Below are 20764 nucleotides of genomic sequence, written 5' to 3' on the forward strand. Positions count from 1 at the left end.
AATTTAGGAACGATCGGCAATGGCTGAATACGTATATACCATGTCGCGGGTGAGCAAGATTGTGCCACCTAAGCGTCAAATTCTTAAAGACATCTCTCTGAGCTTCTTCCCTGGTGCGAAAATCGGTGTTTTAGGTCTGAACGGTGCAGGTAAGTCCACACTGCTACGTATCATGGCAGGTATCGACACGGATATCGACGGTGAAGCGCGTCCACAACCTGGTCTAAACGTAGGCTACCTACCTCAGGAGCCAGTATTAGACGAATCAAAAACCGTTCGTGAAGTTGTTGAAGAAGCGGTTGCTGACGTTGCTGACGCACTGAAACGTTTGGATGCGGTCTATGCGGCTTACGCAGAACCAGATGCAGACTTCGACGCACTCGCAAAAGAGCAAGGCGAACTTGAAGCTCTGATTCAAGCGAAAGATGGTCACAACCTAGAAAACGCACTTGAGCGAGCTGCAAACGCACTTCGTTTACCTGAATGGGACCAAAAAATTGCGCACCTATCAGGTGGTGAACGCCGCCGTGTCGCTATTTGTCGCCTGCTACTTTCTAAGCCAGACATGCTGCTGCTTGATGAGCCTACCAACCACCTAGATGCAGAATCTGTCGCTTGGCTAGAGCGCTTCTTAGTGGATTACACAGGTACTGTAGTCGCTATCACCCACGACCGTTACTTCCTAGATAACGCCGCGGGTTGGATCTTAGAGCTTGACCGTGGTGAAGGTATCCCATGGGAAGGTAACTACACCTCATGGTTGGAGCAAAAAGACGCTCGTCTACAACAAGAAGCATCTCAAGAAAGTGCTCGTCAAAAAACCATCGAGAAAGAACTTGAGTGGGTACGTAAAAACCCTAAAGGTCGTCAAGCGAAATCAAAAGCACGTATGGCACGCTTTGAAGAACTGCAAAGCTCTGATCACCAAAAACGTAACGAAACCAATGAACTGTTTATCCCGCCAGGTGAGCGCCTAGGTGATAAAGTTATTGAAGTGAAGAACCTAACGAAGTCATTTGACGGCCGTGTTCTAATTGATGACCTATCATTCAGCATCCCTAAAGGTGCGATTGTTGGTATCATCGGTGCGAACGGCGCAGGTAAATCGACCCTATTCAAGATGTTAAGTGGTACTGAACAACCAGATTCAGGCACAATTGAAATGGGCGACACTGTGAAACTTGCATCGGTCGATCAGTTCCGTGACAGCATGGACGATTCTAAAACCGTATTCCAAGAGATTTCTGAAGGCGCTGATATCATTAAGATCAACAACTTCGAAATCCCTGCTCGCGCGTACTGTTCACGCTTTAACTTTAAAGGCAGCGACCAACAAAAAATCATTGGTGAGCTATCAGGTGGTGAGCGTAACCGTGTCCACCTTGCGAAACTGCTTAAAGCGGGCGGTAACGTGTTACTACTCGACGAACCGACCAACGACCTTGACGTGGAAACACTGCGTGCTCTAGAAGAAGCACTACTAGAGTTCCCTGGTTGTGCAATGGTTATCTCGCACGACCGTTGGTTCCTTGACCGTATCGCGACCCACATCATTGACTACCGTGACGAAGGCCAAGTTAACTTCTACGAAGGTAACTACACCGAGTACATGGACTGGTTGAAGAAAACGTTGGGCCCTGAAGCCGCAGAACCACACCGCATCAAATACAAGCGTATTGCGAAGTAATCGCAACCCGCAAAGTTTGATTGTAATTTGTACAAAGGCCGCTATSATAGCGGCCTTTGTTTTCTTTGTTATAAAAAAGAGCTCATTAGCCCGTCTCGTTCGTTAAGAACATGACATTGCACTTACGTCACTCTGTAGCGACCTCGACACTTTTCAAACAGCAATCGAACATTTTTTGTTCGCATTGATATACTATTCAATTCTGTTTGAAGACATGACGAGAAAATGCACATGGCAGAGAGACGACGCTTTTCACGCATTCTCCATCAAGCGCCAGCGAAGGTAGAACAACGTGACTTGGCAATTGAAACTAGGATTCAAGATCTTTCCTTACATGGTTTACTCATGAAAGTGGAAGAGACTGAGGCTTTGGATCCAGCCCTTCCAGTCCATGTGACTTTTTCATTTGATCAATCCGAACAAGTGATTACGTTAAAAGCGCAAATTGTGGATGTTTCTAAGTGTGAGATTAGGTTAAAGATCATCAAGATAGACATCGAGAGCATTAGCCAACTAAAACGATTTATAGAATTGAATGTAGGCAATAACGACCTTCTGAACCGAGAGTTAGAACATCTCTCTGATTTAGGAGAAAAATAAATGAACGCCTATTTAAGTAACAATAACTATGTCTAAAAAAATCATCATGCAGATCCCGACGAAAGACGGCGATCAGCAGTTCTATTTGGGCCGCAGTTCGGTCCTAGCAGTATTTGCTTCGGTATTGGCATTACCCGCCGTCGTTGGTGGCGCGTGGTATCTCAATCAACAGCAGATACACAATAAAGACGAACTAACACAAACCATCGCCAAACTAGAAAGTGAAAAGGCCGAAATCACCGCGCTTTATGAAGAGCAGCTTGATACCAACCACTCGCTTTCTCAGTCATTGACCGATAAAAACAATCAAATTCAGCTATTAGGAAAACGGGTATTCGACGTCGAATCGGTTCTAGGTCTCGCTGACGAAGAGCTGATGATCGATGAAAACAACATGGCGTTAGAAGAGCGAATTGATGCAGCAGCTATCGATTCCGCGGTTCGAGCAACCATGTTTCGTTTGATTCCAAATGATAGCCCAGTGACATACCAACGTATTTCTTCTTCCTATGGCAGTCGCATTAATCCTATTTCAGGTAAACGACACGTTCATACTGGTATCGATCTTACTTGTAAACGAGGAGAAGAAATCCTCGCACCTGCAGACGGAGTGGTGGAAACCGTTCGCCCGAGTAATCGTGGCTATGGCAACTATGTCACTATTCGTCACTCATTTGGCTTTATGAGCTCCTTTGCTCACTTACAACGCTTTAAAGTGAAAAGCGGCCAATTTGTCAGTAAAGGCGATGTGATTGCTCAATGTGGTAGTTCAGGTAATTCCACTGGCCCGCACCTACATTATGAGGTGCGCTTTCTCGGGCGAGCACTCAACCCTCAATACTTGATGGAGTGGACACCTGAAAACTTCAATTATGTATTTGAAAAAGAGAAAAAAGTGAAATGGGGCCCTTTAGTTCAATTGATTGATAATGTCGTGCGTCTGCAAGTCAATTTAACCAACTCCCCCTATCGCGACACCAGTATCAATACAGTATCAAGTGAAGATACCAGCAATACTGCGACTAACTGATTTATCTCTCGACAAAAAAAAGAGCAGCGTAAGCTGCTCTTTTCGTTTCGGGCTCCACACTGATAGATAACCCGCGATTAACCGCGATGAATATTATCATTCGCCTGTTTGAGTAAGTTTTGGCTCTCATTCATAAATTGTTGTGAATAATCACCAAACCACTCACTCACCTGCTCAAAGCTTTCGACAAATTTGGCTTTATCTTTGCTATCCAAAATCGCAAGTGCTTCGCCGAAGCGTTGGTGGAATCGCTTAATCATGTCGATGTTTTCTTGCGATGAGAGAATAATGTCACCGTAGAGGTTTGGATCCTGACCAAACAGACGCCCTACCATCGCCAACTCCAGGCGGTAGATTGGTGAGCTCAACTTTAACAGTTGCTCAATGTTCGGGTTCTCTTTGCTTAGATGCATGCCGTAAGCAAATGAGGTGAAGTGACGCAGCGCTTGGATTAACGTCATGCCATGATCGTGCTCTTGCGCATCAATCTGACACAAGCTCGCGCCCCAAATACCAAACTGTTGCAGCAACCATTGGTATTGATCATTTCCACGCCCATCACAGTACACAATCACCTGCTTGGCAAGGCTCGGAACATCTGGGCCAAACATTGGGTGCAAACCAACCACCGGTCCTTGGTGCACATTCAACATTGCTTGCAGTGGCTTAGATTTGATAGAAGTCAGGTCACACAGAATGCAGTCTTGTGGCAGATTACCTAGCTTTTCAATCACACCTTCTGTTAGGTGAATTGGCACAGTAACCACCACCAGGCCCGCATCTTTTAGGATGTCATCCGCACGATCCCAGTCTTTGCTACCAAGCACTTTGACTTGATAACCAGATAGCTTGAACATACGTCCAAACAGGCCGCCTAACTGGCCATTACCACCAATAATGACCACTGAGCGTAATTCAGGGTTCAAACACTTAAAACCGGAGTCTTTTTCACTGGCATAAGACTCACGCATGGTACGACGCAGAATATCTTCAATAAGCTGTGGAGGAATTCCCATTTTCTCAGCTTCTGCTCGGCGAGAAGCCAGCATCGCCGCTTCACGATCAGGGGCATAAATAGGCAAACCATGTTCGCTTTTTACTTCCCCAACTTTCTCTACGAGCGCCAAACGCTGAGCTAATAGCTCCAACATTTGCTTGTCGACTGCATCAATCTGATCGCGTAATGCGTTAAGTTCAACTGCCATTGATGTTCCTTAAATCCTGTATTAATTAGCCTTTAGACGATTTTCTAAGAAAGGCACGAGCTCTTCATGTGCATGACGTAATAGTGCCTCAGTTGAATCCCAATTGATACATGCGTCAGTGATAGATACACCGTATTTCATTTCTTCAAGAGCTAAGTCAGAAGATTGATTTCCTTCATTGATATGGCTTTCAATCATAAGGCCGATAATGGACTTATTTCCTTCACGGATTTGGTGAATCACATCCTCCGCGACTAATGGCTGGCGACGGTAATCTTTACGTGAGTTGGCGTGACTACAGTCCACCATTAATGACGCATCAAGGCCAGACTTCGCCATTTCTTGCTCACACTCAGTAACTGACACTGAGTCGTAGTTAGTTTGCTTGCCACCACGTAAGATCACGTGTCCATTAGCATTACCCTGAGTGGTCAATAGCGCTACTTGTCCCTCACGGTTGATCCCCATAAAACGGTGGCTAGAAGACGCAGCTTGCATCGCATTGATTGCGGTTGCCAAACTACCATCCGTGCCATTTTTAAAACCAATTGGCATAGACAGGCCACTTGCCATTTCACGGTGAGTTTGTGACTCCGTAGTACGTGCGCCGATCGCAGCCCAACTAAAAGTATCCGCCAAGTATTGTGGGCTAATTGGGTCCAGAGCTTCAGTCGCGAGCGGGATTTCCATCTCTGCCAATTCCACCAGCAGTTCGCGTCCAACATGCAGACCATGTTCAATATCGAAGCTGCCATCGAGGTGCGGATCGTTAATCAGCCCTTTCCAGCCGACCGTGGTGCGTGGTTTTTCAAAGTAAACACGCATAACAATATACAGTTGGTCACTTAATTGTTCAGAGAGCGCTTTAAGACGTTTTGCGTAATCCTTCGCCGCTTCCACGTCGTGGATAGAACATGGACCACATACAACTAGCAGGCGATGATCCTTTTTATGAATAATATTAGCGATAGTTTGGCGAGACTCTTGAATAAAGCGGCGCGCTTTTTCACTCAAAGGAAGCTTGGTTTTTAGCTCCTCTGGGGTAATAAGAACCTGCTCTTCGCTAATATTAATATTGCTCAACTCACTTTTCTGCATAACTCTAACCTGTATATTTATTTTTACACCCAACCAAATCCTTGGTGAGACAACTAAGCCTTAACGACAAGATAACAGGCTAAAAAAGAAAAACAAGCGTACACAATAAAAAACATTTTGTGTAAATAATTATTTACAGACAAATAAAAAGCCAAAGTATAATTAACTTTGGCTTCTAATCGGTGTTTTGAATCGTTTACAAGAGGTTTAGCTGGTCAAGCGTTTCATCGCTTCACTCGCCGCTTTCCACTCTTGAGATAACTTGAGATCGCTTAGAGAAAACGACTGTTTTTTCAGTAACGCATCCGCCAGTGGCACTGTTGATACTGGCAAGTTATCCAACACCTCAATGTGTGCTTCACGCTTATTACACATCAATAGCATATCGCAACCGGCTTTCAAGGCTTGAACCCCACGCTCGGCAGGACTACCCATGATTGCAGCGCCTTCCATCGTCAGATCATCGGAGAAAACCAAGCCTTTAAAACCGAGTTGCTGTCGCAAAACTTGTTTCAACCAGTATTCTGAACCACTCGCAGGCTGAGAGTCGTAGTTCGGAAAAATCACGTGAGCAGGCATCATGGCATCTAAAATACCGGCATCAATTTGCGCTTTGAAGATCGCCATATCTTGTTCAAAAATATCACTGCGCTCGTCGTATGGTGTTTCTAGATGTGAGTCTGCAATCACGCCACCATGACCCGGGAAGTGTTTACCTGTTGTTGCCATTCCAACGCTCTTCATACCCTGCATGTAAGCGGTGCTAAATCGAAGAATGGTATCGGCATCTTCGCCAAATGCTCGGTTACCGATCGCTTTACATTGATGACCTTTATCGAGCACGGGTGCAAAGCTTAAATCAATGTCGTGTGCTATCAACTCCGCTGCCATTAGCCAACCGCCCATACGTGCTAACTCTTCACCATTTTGATGTTTGGCGTATTCTTCGGCTGCAGGGATCAACGAGAAACCTTCACGGAAGCGTTGTACTCGCCCCCCTTCTTGATCCACACCGATCAAAATCGGGCGCTTGGCTGCCTTGCGGATTGATTGAGTAAGTGCTTGAAGCTGTTCACTATCATGATAGTTACGAGCAAATAGAATTAAGCCACCAACCGTAGGATGTTCCAGAATTTCTTTGTCTTCAGCGGTCAGTTCATAACCCGCGACGTCAACCCATAACGGTCCCATGTTTTCTCCTCAAAATCGGCTGAATATCTCGTATTCGATGAGGTTATTCGCTTCAGATTTGCTTTACAATAAGTGAATGAAGAATTGACGAGATCGGCTATGAAATTTAACGAACTGTACATTGGTGTGATGTCTGGAACGAGTATGGACGGCGTTGATACCGCTCTGGTTGAAATAAGTGATGAGCACGTTCGTCTGGTTGCGCACGACGATTACCCAATGCCCACAGCACTGAAAGAAATGCTGTTATCTGTTTGTACCGGTCAAGCCACAAATTTAAAAGCCATAGGTGAATTGGATCACCAACTTGGCCACCTCTTCGCTGACGCCGTTTTACAACTGCTCAATAAGTCTGGCTACGTCGCGGAACAAATTCGTGCGATTGGTAATCACGGTCAAACGGTATTCCACCAACCTACTGGAGAGTTACCCTTTACCACTCAGTTGGGTGATGCCAACATCATCGCAGTGAAAACAGGGATTGATACGGTTGCAGATTTTAGACGTAAAGATATGGCGCTAGGTGGTCAAGGTGCACCGCTGGTTCCCGCTTTTCATAAAAGTATCTTTGCCATGCAAGATTCCACCACCGTCGTGCTAAACATCGGCGGCATTGCCAACATTTCGGTTTTACATCCGCAGCAACCCGTGCACGGCTACGATACAGGGCCGGGCAATATGTTGATGGACGCGTGGTGTGCGCTGCACACTGGGCAAAGCTTCGACAAAGATGCACAATTTGCACTGAAAGGAACGGTAAACGCTACTTTGTTGACTCAATTACTTAAAGAAGCTTACCTCGCCATGCCAGCACCTAAAAGTACCGGGCGAGAACTGTTCAATATTGACTGGCTGCATCAGCAACTGGCTCATTACAATTTACCAACCGAAGACGTACAGCGTACACTCTGCGAATACTCTGCGATTACCATTGCCAACGAAGTCGACAAGTTTTCTCATGGCAGCACGCCTCAACTATTGGTCTGTGGCGGTGGAGCAAGAAACCCACTTTTAATGCAGCGATTGACTAAGTTATTGCCACAATGGCACGTTGCGACAACGGCAGAAAAAGGCGTTGATGGTGACTACATGGAAGCCATGGCATTTGCTTGGCTTGCGCAGCGCTATATTCATAGCCTCCCTAGCAATTTACCGGAAGTCACAGGGGCAAGTCGTCTCGCTTCACTTGGCGTACTCTACTCAAAAAATTAATCACGAAGGCTTAAATTACTATGACAAATGACGCGCTTATTGCGGCTCTTTCTCACCTTGTCTCTGAAGGTCGAAATCCTGAAACAATGGATATCGATCTTCTTCCTTCATTCGATATTGTGCAGCGTTTAAACCAACAAGATAAACTCGTCCCAATTGCGGTCGAGAAAGTGCTACCAGAGATCGCTCAAGCCGTTGATAAGATCACGGAAGCATTTAAGGTCAGAGGTCGGTTGTTTTACATCGGTGCAGGCACCAGTGGTCGGCTCGGCGTCTTGGACGCTTCAGAATGCCCGCCGACTTTTGGCACGGATCCAGAGATGGTCGTTGGTATTATTGCGGGTGGAAAAGAGGCAATGTTCCGCGCGAAAGAAGGGGCAGAGGACGATCCTGCACTAGGCGAGCAAGATCTTAAAGAGAATGCACTAACACAACGCGATGTCGTCGTTGGTATTGCGGCAAGTGGACGGACACCGTACGTGATTGGTGGCTTAGAGTATGCGAACGAGCTTGGTGCCACCACTGTAGCACTATCTTGTAACCCTGACTCTCCGATTGCAGATATTGCCGATATTGCGATCAGCCCCGTTGTTGGACCTGAAGCGTTAACGGGATCCACTCGCTTAAAATCAGGGACGGCGCAAAAGCTCGTACTGAACATGCTCACTACCGCAAGCATGATTCGCCTAGGCAAAAGTTATCAGAACTTAATGGTAGATGTGAAAGCGACGAATGCAAAGCTAGTTGCAAGAGCGGCTCGTATTGTTATGCAAGCAACAGATTGTACTAACCAAGAGGCTAAAACTGCGCTCAAAGAAACGGACTACGACGCCAAGTTAGCGATTTTGATGATTTTAACCGGGCTGGATAAAGAAAGCGCGACTGAGCAACTGAAAGCCAAACAAGGATATTTAAGAAAAGTCGTGATCGATCAAGCGAATCAATCTTAATCAATAAAGCGCCTCACTTATTTAAAAGTCAGGCGCCTTTTATGGCTTAATTTAGTAGTTCAATCGTTCAATGTGAGTAATACCGACTTTACCTTCAAGGTCGCTGAACATATGAACCATTGCTGGGTATGGTTGTGCTCCAGGGTAGACAACTTCTGCATTACAGAAAAATGCATAGTTTTGTCCGGCTACGACTTGAGTAGCCACAACCAAAGGGGAGTATTTGACGCCGACAAACCCCTCGATACCTTTAGCAAATACTTCTTTATCCTCTGCTTTGAGTTCATTAAATGGACTCCAGCCACCAGCCATTTGCGTTGACATAATGTGATTCCTTTTTTCTGTGCTCACTATCAAGCAATATGAACATAGTTTAATAAGTCGAATTTTGCCACAATTATGTTATGCCGACGGTATCACAGCGGCTTTATTGACTATTAATTTGAGTACTCACTCCAGCCACGCTGCCATTCCATACGGAATTTTTGTGCTTGCTCAGTACCTTCACAAACTCCTTCATAATACTGACCAGATAACCCCATTTGATACGCAAAAGCAGGGTTACAGTATTCACGTAGCCCCTCTAAATAACCTTGGTCGTAGTCACTTTGCTTAACGCTACCCAACTCATGCAGCTCGCTCATCGTGCGTGATGTATGTCCGGCTACACCATCTTGATATCCGATCTGATGCCAATTTCCTGACTTGGCAAGATCTTCCATCGTTGCAGCGCATCCTGCAAGTAAAGCCAGCGCCAAACCTAACGTTGCCTTTTTCATGGTTCTTCCTTAAGTAATTGTTTTCAAAAATAAGCTTACCACTAATTATTGGCGTTTGCCGCTTAGCTTGCAGATTAAACCACTGACGCCTCGAATCAACCGCTCACTACTGCAATCAACCGTTCGCCATTTTTAAAAACCGCTCAAGCAGTATATCGACCACTCAGTGCTCTATTCGACCACTCATCTACTAACCGAATGCATTTAACACTAGTGACGCATAACATGCATCCTGAGATTAAAAAATTACCCTACCCAACTAAGACCAAGGACAATTGCTATGATGTGGTTTCTAACCTGTGTCGCAGCCCTAATCGGCGGATACTTCATCTACGGCGCTTTCGTCGAGAAGATTTTCGGCATCAATGAAAAACGCCAAACGCCTGCTCACACCAAATCGGACGGTGTTGACTTCGTTCCAATGTCAACAAAGAAAGTTTATCTAGTTCAGCTACTTAACATCGCTGGTGTTGGTCCAATTTTCGGCCCAATCATGGGTGCACTATACGGTCCAGCGGCAATGCTTTGGATTGTTGTCGGTTGTATTTTTGCTGGCGCAGTACACGATTACTTCTCTGGCATGCTTTCAGTGCGTAACGGCGGCGCATCTGTACCTACTATCACAGGTCGCTACCTAGGTAATGGCGCAAAACACTTTATGAATATTTTTGCCATTGTCCTACTGCTTCTTGTTGGCGTAGTGTTCGTTTCTGCTCCTGCAGGCATGATTACTAACCTCATCAATGATCAAACAAGCTTGAGCGTAAGCATGACGACTATGGTTATCGCTATCTTCGCTTACTACATCATTGCGACGATTGTTCCTGTCGATAAAATCATTGGCCGCTTCTACCCACTGTTTGGCGCTCTACTCATCTTTATGTCTGTTGGTCTAATGACAGCCGTTGCGTTTTCTAGCGAACACACAGTAATGGGTGACTTCCAAGTTTCAGACATGTTCTCGAACCTTAACCCAAATGATATGCCACTATGGCCAGCACTGTTCATCACTATCGCATGTGGCGCGATCTCTGGCTTCCACGCGACTCAGTCTCCACTGATGGCGCGTTGTATGGAAAACGAGAAAAATGGTCGTTTCGTCTTCTACGGAGCAATGATTGGTGAAGGTGTTATCGCGCTAATCTGGTGTGCTATCGCTCTGTCTTTCTTCGGCTCTCTAGACGCACTATCAGAAGCTGTGAAAAACGGTGGCCCTGGTAACGTGGTATACAGCGCATCATTTGGTCTGCTTGGTGTGTTCGGTGGTATCCTTGCGTTCCTAGGTGTGGTTATCCTACCAATTACGTCTGGCGATACAGCGTTCCGTTCAAGCCGTCTGATCCTTGCTGAATACTTCAACATGGAACAAAAGACGCTACGTAACCGACTACTGATGGCACTTCCACTGTTCGTTATCGGCGGTATCTTAACTCAAGTAGACTTCGGCATTATCTGGCGCTACTTCGGTTTTGCTAACCAAACAACAGCAGTAATGATGCTTTGGACTGCGTCCGCTTACCTACTACGTCACAACAAGCTGCACTGGATTACCACTATCCCTGCTATCTTCATGACCACGGTATGTGTCACGTTCATCTTAAACAACAGCTCGCTAGGTTTTGGCCTGCCAATGCAACTATCAACTATCGTCGGTATTGTGTTTGCCCTAGCTGTGACTGGTTACGTTATCAAAATCTCTAAGGGTAAAGGTGAAACTGAACTGGCTGACGAAGAGAAACCACAAGCCGTATCAGAAACAGCGTAATACTCGTCACATCCGAGTGACTAAGATAAGAGCCTGCCAATTGCAGGCTCTTTTTGTTTTATACCCAAGTCACTTTAAGATTCAGAACTCGGAGCGCAGCGCCATGTATTTAGGTGTCTTTATTTATCTGAGCCAAGTATCTTGAGGTGACTTAGGTATACAATAACAACATTGATTCTAGGTTAGGTTCACTATGGAACTGGTCATCTCCCTTTTACAACAGATGTGTGTGTACTTAGTTTTGGCTTACATGCTAAGTAAAACGCCAATCATCTTACCTTTGCTGAGTATTTCTTCGCGCTTAAGCCACCGCCTAATTTGTTACGTACTCTTCTCTGGCTTTTGTATTCTCGGCACCTATTTCGGTCTGCACATCAACGATGCTATTGCCAATACTCGTGCGATCGGCGCTGTTATGGGCGGGCTGTTTGGTGGACCTGTTGTAGGTTTCGCCGTCGGATTTACTGGTGGCATCCATCGATACTCTCTTGGTGGCTTTACTGACCTAGCCTGCGCAATTTCAACCACCGCCGAGGGCGTAATTGGTGGCTTGCTCCACGTTTATCTTATCAAGCGAAATAAAGGCGCATTGCTGTTTAATCCAAGCGTTGTATTCAGCGTCACGTTTGTTGCAGAAGTGGTGCAAATGATTTTGCTGCTCGCCGTCGCGAAACCTTTTGATCAAGCCTATGAGCTGGTGTCTGCCATTGCAGCACCGATGATCATCGCGAACTCATTTGGTGCGGCATTGTTCATGAGTATCCTGCAAGACAGAAAAGCGATCTTTGAAAAGTTTTCTGCGACGTTTTCGCGTCGAGCACTCACCATTGCTGATCGCTCAGTGGGAATTCTAAGCAACGGCTTCAACACCGAAAATGCAGAGAAAATCGCACGTATTATTTACGAAGAAACCAAAGTGGGCGCTGTCGCGATTACCGACCAAGAAAAAATCTTAGCGTTTGTGGGCATTGGCGATGATCACCATAAACCGAACACGCCGATTTCATCGCAAAGCACATTGGATTCCATGGAGAAAAACGACATCATTTATCTTGATGGCGCAGAGCGTCCATACCAATGTTCCATCGCAAAAGACTGCAAACTTGGCTCCGCGCTGATCATCCCACTACGTGCGGGAAAAGAGGTCATTGGTACCATTAAGCTGTATGAACCGAAGCGTAAATTGTTCTCCACGGCCAACATGTCAATGGCGGAAGGGATAGCTCAGCTTCTCTCTAGCCAAATCTTGTATGGCGACTACCAACAACAACAAGCCTTACTCGCTCAAGCAGAAATCAAACTGCTTCACGCTCAGGTGAATCCACACTTTTTGTTTAATGCACTCAATACCATTAGTGCGATTACTCGTCGTGATCCTGATAAAGCACGTGAGTTGATCCAAAATTTATCGCACTTTTTCCGTAGCAATTTAAAGCAAAACATTAATACCGTGACGCTAAAAGAAGAGCTAGCACATGTGAACTCTTACTTGAGCATCGAGAAAGCCCGCTTTACGGACCGCTTAGAGGTTGAAATCGATATTCAGCCTGAATTGCTGGACATCAAATTGCCAAGCTTTACACTCCAGCCTTTGGTTGAGAATGCCATTAAGCACGGCATTTCAAACATGCTTGAAGGTGGTAAAGTTCATATATACAGCGAAGCACACCCACAAGGTCATTTGATTACCGTCGAAGACAATGCAGGCAGTTTTGAACCGCCAAAAGAAAACCACTCCGGGCTAGGTTTAGAAATTGTCGACAAACGTCTCACTAATCAATTTGGGCGTGATGCATCGCTAAAAATTACGTGCGAGCCACATCAATTTACTAAAATGAGCTTTATCATTCCCCCAAAATCATAAAAGCACTCTGAAGCAATAAAGGTAATGTTGGATGTTAACCGCACTCGTCATTGATGATGAACAGTTTGCTCGTGAAGAGCTGACAGAGTTATTGGATGAAACAGGCCAAGTTGAAGTGGTGGGCAATGCCTCAAACGCGATCCTTGGTCTAAAAAAAATCAATGAGCTCAAACCTGATGTGGTGTTTCTCGATATCCAAATGCCTCAAGTTACTGGGATTGAACTACTTGGAATGCTTGATCCAGAAACCATGCCTTATGTGGTTTTTGTCACGGCTTACGACCAGTATGCAATTCAAGCATTTGAAGACAATGCCTTTGATTACTTGCTCAAACCTGTCGACCCATGCCGTTTAACCAAAACGGTCAAACGGCTAAATAAAGTCATTAGTCAATCCGCCCTAACTCAACAGCTGTCTGCTATTACGCCCGATACTTTAGATCAGATTCCGTGCATCGGGCACAACCGTATCGTTATCATGGCCACCGACACGGTAGAATGTGCATACAGTGACATCAGCGGCGTGCATGTACGCTCCACCAGCCAAGCCGCGAGCACTCAACTGACATTAAAAACGCTAGAAGAGAAAACCCCACTGGTACGCTGTCATCGCCAATACTTAGTCAGCATTAAGGCCATCAGCGAAATCAAATTACTCGAAAACGGATTAGCAGAAATCATCACCAAAACTGGCTTTGAGATACCAGTAAGCCGCCGCTACCTTAAAGTGCTCAAAGAGATGCTGGGCATTAGCCACTAACACAAAAAGTTCACACATCACCGCTGAGTTTCCGCTAGCGTATAAATAAGACGCTCCGAAAAGACGAGGCGATGATGTATAAAGTTTTGTTCATATGTAAGCACAATGCTGGACGAAGTGTGCTCGCTGAGTCGATCGCAACCCATATCCTGCCAGCAGATTTTAGTGTCGCCAGCGGTGGGTCTCATCCCACAGGCAAAGTTCACCCGGTGGTGCAAAAATATTTAGATGACCACCAACTTCCCATTCCACATATCCACACCCACTCATGGGAAGAGCGAACTCAGTTTCTTCCTGACATCGTGATTATTCTCTGTGACTCTTTACATCAAGAGGCAGCTCCTCAGTGGCTTGCGGGTGGCGTTCGAGTAAACTGGCAAGTCGATGCCTTTCCAACTGAAGGTTCTGATGAAGAGGTGTACGCACATTGCGAAAGGGTTGCTCAGTCGCTTGAGCGAAGAATCACGAAGATGTCCGATATGATTATCGATGGCCTAGGGAAAGACCAAATTCGTGATTACCTAAATGAACTGAGAGAGATGTAAAAAAGGCGACCCACTGGTCGCCTTTTGAATATTCGATAAAAGGAGATTAATCCACTTGCTTGATTTGCAGTTCTTTGGGTACTTCAAAGAACATATTCTCTTCACGACCAAGTACTTCATCGACCGCTTCGGCACCGACGAGTTCTTTGATTCGCTCTAGAATCTGATTAACGAGCTCTTCCGGAGCAGATGCCCCCGCAGTCACGCCTACCTTTATTTTGCCTTCGAACCATTCAGGTTTGATATCTTCCGGACAGTCGGTTAAGTAGCCTGGTGTCCCTAGCTTTTCAGCTAGCTCTTTAAGACGTGTAGAGTTTGATGAGTTTTTAGATCCCACAACAACCATCACATCTACGTCACCCGCTAATTCACGTACAGCATCTTGGCGATTTTGTGTCGCGTAACAGATATCGTCTTTACGTGGTCCTTGGATATCTGGGAAGACGCGACGTAGCTCTTCGATAACATCGGCAGTTTCATCTACAGAAAGAGTCGTTTGGCTTACGTAATGAAGATCAGATGGATCTTTCACAATCGACTTCAGTTTCTCAACATCGGCCGGGGTTTCAACCAAGTACATACCACCGGTTTCACTCGCGTACTGCCCCATTGTGCCTTCCACTTCAGGGTGACCTGCGTGACCAATCAGAACCACTTCCATATTGCGGCGGCTTGCTCGCGCTACTTCCATATGCACTTTGGTTACCAACGGGCACGTCGCGTCAAATACCGTCAAATCTCGCTGCTTGGCTTCCTGACGAACCGCCTGCGATACACCATGAGCAGAAAAAATCACAATGTTGTTGTCTGGCACTTCATGCAGCTCTTCAACGAAGACAGCGCCACGTTGTTTTAGCCCTTCAACCACAAAACGGTTATGCACCACCTCATGACGAACATAAATCGGTGGCTGATACATCTCTAGCGCACGCTCTACGATGCTAATCGCACGGTCTACACCAGCACAAAAGCCGCGTGGGTTAGCTAATAGGATTTTCATTTCATTGCTCATGGAAATTATCTTTATTGGGTTCGCTATTCTACTGACAAAATTTCAACTTCGAAAGTCACGTCTTGTCCCGCTAGAGGATGGTTGAAGTCCACAGTGACTGAATCGCCAGCAATCTCTGTAATAATGCCCGGGATTTCCATACCATCAGGACCACTGAACGCCATGATTGTACCCACTTCTACTTCTGCATCACCTACAAACTTAGTGCGATCCATATGGTGTACATGGTCTGGGTTTGGCATGCCAAACGCGTCTTCTGCTTTTAGCTCAATCGCTTTTTGTGCGCCTGTTTCGAGGCCTATCAAGCACTGCTCAAAGTTTTCACTCAAGCTGCCATCACCCATAACAAATTTCGCTGGTTTACCCATGTTATGAGTACTATCCGCAACCGATCCATCTTTCATTTTAATCGTAAAGTGAAGGGTTACTACAGATTCATTGGTTATTGTTGTCACGTTACTGCTTCCTTGTTCTTGGGTTATTACGCTGTCAGCTTGGTCTTTTTATACATTGATATGCTGATTGGCGCTCCAACATAATAAAAAGCGTCGCTCGAATCAACGGGCGACGCTTAGGGTTATTCAACTTTTCGCAATATACACTGCCACTACTTAGGCTTTCGCCTCGTCTTTCTTTCGAAAGCCGTCAAGAATAATCATCGCGGCACCAATACAGATCGCCATGTCTGCAAGGTTGAACGCTGGCCAGTGATAATTACCCCAGAAAAAGTCCAAATAATCCACGACAAACCCATGTATTACTCGGTCGAATACGTTGCCTACTGCGCCACCAATAATCATGGCATAAGCAATATTATTCCATTTCTCTTTCGCTGGTAGTTTGCTCATCCAGTAAGTCAAAAGACCTGTAACGATAAAAGCAATACCTGTAAATAACCAACGTTGCCAGCCCGCTTGATCACTCAAAAAGCTAAAAGCAGCACCATAGTTATGCACGTACAAAAGATTAAAGAATGGCAAAATTTCTATGCGGTTTGCCCAGCCATATCCCATGTTGTTCATTACAACATACTTAATGCCAATATCAGCTAAAAAGATAACCACCGCTAACCATAACCAGCGAATACCAGATTGCTTTAAAGACAGTGCTTTTTCACTCATTACTTTACCTACAAACAGCCCCAGTAAATACTGGGGCTGTTAATTTTAAAAAAAGTTCAGTCGTTCTAGGTAATTACGCGAATTTACGTACTTCACCTTCGCCTTCTACGTTAGACACACAACGACCACAGATTTTCTCGTGACCTTCAATTGTGCCTACGTCTGGCGTGTGGTGCCAACAACGATCACACTTCTCGCCTTCAGCTGCTGCTACTTCAACAAACAAGCCTTCGATATCCGTGGCTTGTGCTGCATCAGTCTTCTCACCTAGAGGCTTAACTTTCGCCGCAGAGGTTAGTAGAACAAAGCGCAGTTCATCTTCAAGTTTGTTGATCTTCGCCGCTAAAGCGTCATCAGCAAATAGAGTCACTTCAGCTTGTAGTGCACCACCGATGGTTTTCTCTTTACGCGCATCTTCTAGAAGTTTGTTTACTGCACCACGAACCGCTTGGATCTCAGCCCAGAATTCATTGTTCAGCTCTTCACCTTCAGCAAGGCCGAATAAACCGTCGAACCACTCACCAGTGAATACGAACTTGTCGCGCTGACCTGGCATTTCGTTCCAGATTTCATCGGCAGTGAACGACATGATAGGCGCCATCCAACGAACTAGCGCTTCTACGATGTAGTAAAGTGCAGTCTGACAGCTACGTTGAGCGTTGCCGCCACGTTTTGCTGTGTACTGACGGTCTTTAATTACGTCTAGGTAGAAAGAGCCCATTTCGATCGAACAGAATTGCATTAGACGCTGAGTCACACCGTGTGTGTTGTACTCTTCGTATGCTTTAACAATCTCTTCTTGTGCTGCTAGCGCACGACCAACTGCCCAGCGATCTAGCGCAACCATCTCTTCAACAGGAACGATGTCTGTTTCAGGGTTGAAGCCGCTTAGGTTAGCAAGGAAGAAACGCGCTGTGTTACGGATACGACGGTAAGCATCTGCGCTACGTTTTAGGATTTCATCCGAAACCGCAACTTCACCAGTGTAGTCTGTTGAAGCAACCCATAGACGAAGAATGTCAGCACCTAGCTTGTTAGTTACGTCTTTTGGCGCAACCACGTTACCGATAGATTTAGACATCTTACGACCCTGACCATCAACCACGAAACCGTGTGTCAGTACTTGTTTGTAAGGCGCTTCGTCTTTCATCGCGATAGATGAAATTAGAGAAGACTGGAACCAACCACGGTGTTGGTCAGAACCTTCTAGGTATAGGTCTGCACTATTACCGTTGTACTCTTCACGAGCATCAACAACAGAGAAGTGAGTCACACCTGAATCGAACCATACGTCTAGCGTATCTAGTACTTTTTCGTACTGGTCTGCTTCGTCACCTAGTAGCTCAGCTGAATCAACATCCCACCACGCTTGAATACCTTTCTCTTCAACCAACAGAGCAACCTTCTCGATCAGCTCTAGCGTGTTTGGATGAAGTTCTGCTGTTTCTTTATGAACAAACAGAGCAATTGGCACACCCCAAGTACGTTGACGAGAGATACACCACTCAGGGCGACCTTCGATCATACCTTCGATGCGGCTTTGACCCCACTCAGGCATCCACTCTACGTTCTTGATTGACTCTAATGCTTTAGCACGTAGGCCAGCTTGGTCCATAGAAACGAACCATTGAGGTGTAGCACGGAAGATGATTGGAGTCTTATGACGCCAACAGTGTGGGTAGCTGTGCTCGTAAGCGTGGTGGTGTAGTAGTGCACCTTTTTCTTTTAGTACTTCTACTACTGCATCGTTCGCTTTAAATACGTGCTGACCAGCAAATAGCTCAGTGTCTGGAAGGTAAACACCGTTTGAGCCAACTGGGTTCGCTACTTCTAGGTTGTACTTGTTACCAACCGCAAAGTCTTCTTGACCGTGACCAGGTGCAGTGTGAACAACGCCAGTACCTGAATCAGTCGTAACGTGATCACCCAGGATCGCCGGTACAGTGAAATCGTAGAATGGGTGTTGGAATTGAGAAAGCTCAAGCTCCGCACCTTTAGCAAAGCCAAGGTTGTGGAAGTGCTCGATACCCGCACGGTCCATAACGTCTTTCGCTAGTTCAGCTGCAACGATGATACGTTCAGGTTGCTCGCCTTCGACTTGGATAAGTACATACTCAAGGTCATCACGTAGACACACAGCACGGTTCGCGGGAAGCGTCCAAGGAGTTGTCGTCCAGATGACAATAGAGATATCGCCTTTACCTTCATGACCTTCAGTCAGCTCAAACTTAGACAACAGTGCCGCTTCGTCAGCCGCTTTAAAACGAACGTCGATAGATGGCGATACTTTATCTTTGTATTCTACTTCCGCTTCAGCAAGAGCAGAACCACAGTCTGTACACCAGTGAACAGGTTTGAAACCTTTTAGCAGGTGACCATTACTTGCGATCTTACCAAGAGCACGAATAATGTTCGCTTCAGTTGCGAAATCCATAGTGCGGTATGGCTTGTCCCACTCACCCATGATACCAAGGCGTTTGAAGCTCTCTTTCTGACCTTCAACCTGACCTGCAGCGTATTCGCGACATTTCTCGCGGAATTCTGCTGCCGTCACTTTTTGGCCTGGCTTGCCTACTTTTTTCTCTACCATTAATTCAATAGGTAGACCGTGGCAGTCCCAACCAGGAATGTAAGGTGCGTCAAAACCTGAAAGTGTTTTGGATTTAATAATAATGTCTTTAAGAATCTTGTTTAGTGCGTGACCAATATGAATGTCACCATTTGCGTAAGGAGGGCCATCGTGCAATACGAATGACTTTTTGCCTTTCTTAGCTTTACGGATTTCACCGTAAAGATCTTCTTTGTACCAACGCTTAAGCATTTCTGGCTCACGATTGGCCAGATTGCCGCGCATTGGAAACCCTGTTTCAGGTAAGTTCAGGGTATCTTTATACTCACTCATCGATTCTTAATTCCGTTATATTGGGCGAAAATTAGACATTATGTTGAACGGTGGAATAAACCGCTCAACGCTTAAGCTGACGCAGCCACACCCTTGCTGCTTCAGCATCCAATTCGATTTGTTGTTTAAGTGCTTCAAACGACTCAAACTTTTGCTCATCTCGAAGTTTATGCAAAAGTTCCACTTCTAGTTGCTTGCCATATAAATTGGCATGAAAGTCGAATAAGTGTACTTCTAACTGCTGGCGAACGCCATTGACAGTCGGTCTTTGACCAATATTAGCGACACCACCAATTGGCTTATTTCCTAAGCCAAGCGCTTGAACAACATAGACTCCGGAGACCGGAGAAACACAGCGTTTCAAAGGAATATTCGCAGTAGGAAAACCTATCGTTCTTCCCAGCTTTCTTCCGTGAGAAACACGACCGCTGATGCTGTAGTTTCTTCCCAGCATCTGTTGCGCGGAATGCAAATCGTCACGCGCCAGCGCTTGACGGATAGCCGTACTGCTGACACGTAATTGTTGTAAACAAAAGCTCTGGGTACTCACGACATCAAAACCGTACTTTTCCCCCGCTTCCTGCAGCATTGCAAAGTTACCTGTACGGCCTTTGCCAAAGCAGAAATCATCACCAACGACAAGAAACTTAACACCCAAACGCTCGACCAACAAGTCACGGATAAATTCTTCCGCGGTTAAACTTGCAAAATGACGATTGAAATTGACGCAGAGCAAGCGATCAATATCGAGCTTACTCAATTGCACGAACTTATCGCGTAATCGCGTCAACCGTGCAGGTGCCTTATCTTTGGCAAACAGCTCCATCGGCTGAGGTTCAAAGGTCATCACAACAGAAGGCAATGATAGCCTGTCCGCTTGCTCAGACACTTGCTGCAATACTTGTTGATGGCCTTTATGGACACCATCGAAATTGCCAATAGTCAGCACGCAACCATGATGTCGCGGGGTGATATTGTGAATGCCTCTAATCAGTTCCATTGGATACTGCTTTCTGCCTCTGTTTTTACTTTACACTGTGTGA

At 45.7% G+C, this 20764-nt stretch carries 19 protein-coding genes; 9 read left to right on the forward strand and 10 right to left on the reverse strand.

The genetic code is table 11. The features are described 5' to 3' along the window. The first annotated feature begins 19 nt into the window (after positions 1-19). From ettA to R2S67_RS11400, 3 genes are all read left to right on the forward strand, one after another. A complete protein-coding gene (gene ettA / locus R2S67_RS11390; protein ID WP_005381894.1) occupies positions 20-1687 on the forward strand; it encodes an energy-dependent translational throttle protein EttA in 1668 nt (555 codons plus the stop codon). Between the two features lie 231 nt (positions 1688-1918). Further along, a complete protein-coding gene (locus R2S67_RS11395; RefSeq protein WP_005397490.1) occupies positions 1919-2287 on the forward strand; it encodes a PilZ domain-containing protein in 369 nt (122 codons plus the stop codon). Between the two features lie 28 nt (positions 2288-2315). Then, positions 2316-3317, forward strand: a complete 1002-nt coding sequence (locus R2S67_RS11400) for a M23 family metallopeptidase (RefSeq protein ID WP_005397491.1) — start codon at positions 2316-2318, stop codon at positions 3315-3317. A 77-nt stretch (positions 3318-3394) separates the two neighbouring features. Here the strand turns inward: R2S67_RS11400 and tyrA are convergent, their stop codons facing one another. The 3 genes from tyrA to nagZ form a co-directional block, all read right to left on the reverse strand. Continuing rightward, the gene (gene tyrA / locus R2S67_RS11405) at positions 3395-4522 is read right to left on the reverse strand and encodes a bifunctional chorismate mutase/prephenate dehydrogenase (RefSeq protein WP_006743113.1); all 1128 of its coding nucleotides are present in this window, start codon (positions 4520-4522) and stop codon (positions 3395-3397) included. A 21-nt stretch (positions 4523-4543) separates the two neighbouring features. After that, the gene (locus tag R2S67_RS11410; RefSeq protein ID WP_005397501.1) at positions 4544-5620 is read right to left on the reverse strand and encodes a 3-deoxy-7-phosphoheptulonate synthase; all 1077 of its coding nucleotides are present in this window, start codon (positions 5618-5620) and stop codon (positions 4544-4546) included. A 207-nt stretch (positions 5621-5827) separates the two neighbouring features. Further along, entirely contained in the window at positions 5828-6811 is a 984-nt protein-coding gene (gene nagZ / locus R2S67_RS11415) for a beta-N-acetylhexosaminidase (RefSeq protein WP_006743111.1), read from the reverse strand. A gap of 99 nt (positions 6812-6910) precedes the next feature. Between nagZ and R2S67_RS11420 the strand changes: the two genes are divergently transcribed. Then, the gene (locus tag R2S67_RS11420; protein WP_171345752.1) at positions 6911-8023 is read left to right on the forward strand and encodes an anhydro-N-acetylmuramic acid kinase; all 1113 of its coding nucleotides are present in this window, start codon (positions 6911-6913) and stop codon (positions 8021-8023) included. 20 nt (positions 8024-8043) lie between these two features. Beyond that, entirely contained in the window at positions 8044-8973 is a 930-nt protein-coding gene (gene murQ / locus R2S67_RS11425) for an N-acetylmuramic acid 6-phosphate etherase (protein ID WP_317344205.1), read from the forward strand. Between the two features lie 51 nt (positions 8974-9024). Here the strand turns inward: murQ and R2S67_RS11430 are convergent, their stop codons facing one another. Then, positions 9025-9297 (reverse strand): hypothetical protein, encoded by a 273-nt coding sequence (locus R2S67_RS11430; RefSeq protein ID WP_012842127.1) that lies wholly within the window; start codon positions 9295-9297, stop codon positions 9025-9027. Between the two features lie 113 nt (positions 9298-9410). Continuing rightward, positions 9411-9752 (reverse strand): DUF2799 domain-containing protein, encoded by a 342-nt coding sequence (locus R2S67_RS11435; RefSeq protein ID WP_317344207.1) that lies wholly within the window; start codon positions 9750-9752, stop codon positions 9411-9413. Between the two features lie 280 nt (positions 9753-10032). Here R2S67_RS11435 and R2S67_RS11440 point away from each other — a divergent pair, with 280 nt between their 5' ends. From R2S67_RS11440 to R2S67_RS11455, 4 genes are all read left to right on the forward strand, one after another. After that, a complete protein-coding gene (locus tag R2S67_RS11440; protein WP_258681468.1) occupies positions 10033-11517 on the forward strand; it encodes a carbon starvation protein A in 1485 nt (494 codons plus the stop codon). Between the two features lie 193 nt (positions 11518-11710). Next, positions 11711-13381 carry a sensor histidine kinase gene (locus R2S67_RS11445; protein WP_046873944.1) on the forward strand — a complete coding sequence of 557 codons (1671 nt, stop codon included), beginning with the start codon at positions 11711-11713 and terminating at the stop codon, positions 13379-13381. A gap of 31 nt (positions 13382-13412) precedes the next feature. Beyond that, positions 13413-14141 (forward strand): two-component system response regulator BtsR, encoded by a 729-nt coding sequence (gene btsR, locus R2S67_RS11450; RefSeq protein WP_006743107.1) that lies wholly within the window; start codon positions 13413-13415, stop codon positions 14139-14141. Positions 14142-14212: 71 nt separating this feature from the next. Continuing rightward, positions 14213-14686, forward strand: a complete 474-nt coding sequence (locus tag R2S67_RS11455; protein ID WP_124009012.1) for a low molecular weight phosphatase family protein — start codon at positions 14213-14215, stop codon at positions 14684-14686. 46 nt (positions 14687-14732) lie between these two features. Here the strand turns inward: R2S67_RS11455 and ispH are convergent, their stop codons facing one another. The 5 genes from ispH to ribF form a co-directional block, all read right to left on the reverse strand. Continuing rightward, positions 14733-15698, reverse strand: a complete 966-nt coding sequence (gene ispH / locus R2S67_RS11460; protein ID WP_258681466.1) for a 4-hydroxy-3-methylbut-2-enyl diphosphate reductase — start codon at positions 15696-15698, stop codon at positions 14733-14735. A 23-nt stretch (positions 15699-15721) separates the two neighbouring features. Then, positions 15722-16153 carry an FKBP-type peptidyl-prolyl cis-trans isomerase gene (gene fkpB / locus R2S67_RS11465; RefSeq protein WP_012842130.1) on the reverse strand — a complete coding sequence of 144 codons (432 nt, stop codon included), beginning with the start codon at positions 16151-16153 and terminating at the stop codon, positions 15722-15724. Between the two features lie 156 nt (positions 16154-16309). Further along, the gene (gene lspA / locus R2S67_RS11470) at positions 16310-16819 is read right to left on the reverse strand and encodes a signal peptidase II (RefSeq protein WP_005397302.1); all 510 of its coding nucleotides are present in this window, start codon (positions 16817-16819) and stop codon (positions 16310-16312) included. A gap of 73 nt (positions 16820-16892) precedes the next feature. Next, positions 16893-19721 carry an isoleucine--tRNA ligase gene (gene ileS / locus R2S67_RS11475; RefSeq protein WP_317344212.1) on the reverse strand — a complete coding sequence of 943 codons (2829 nt, stop codon included), beginning with the start codon at positions 19719-19721 and terminating at the stop codon, positions 16893-16895. A gap of 64 nt (positions 19722-19785) precedes the next feature. Then, on the reverse strand, positions 19786-20721 hold the full coding sequence (gene ribF, locus R2S67_RS11480; RefSeq protein WP_046873948.1) for a bifunctional riboflavin kinase/FAD synthetase: 936 nt from the start codon (positions 20719-20721) through the stop codon (positions 19786-19788). Between the last annotated feature and the right edge of the window lie 43 nt (positions 20722-20764).

The organism is Vibrio sp. T13N (assembly GCF_032970445.1).
GTDB classification, from domain to species: Bacteria; Pseudomonadota; Gammaproteobacteria; order Enterobacterales; family Vibrionaceae; genus Vibrio; species Vibrio diabolicus.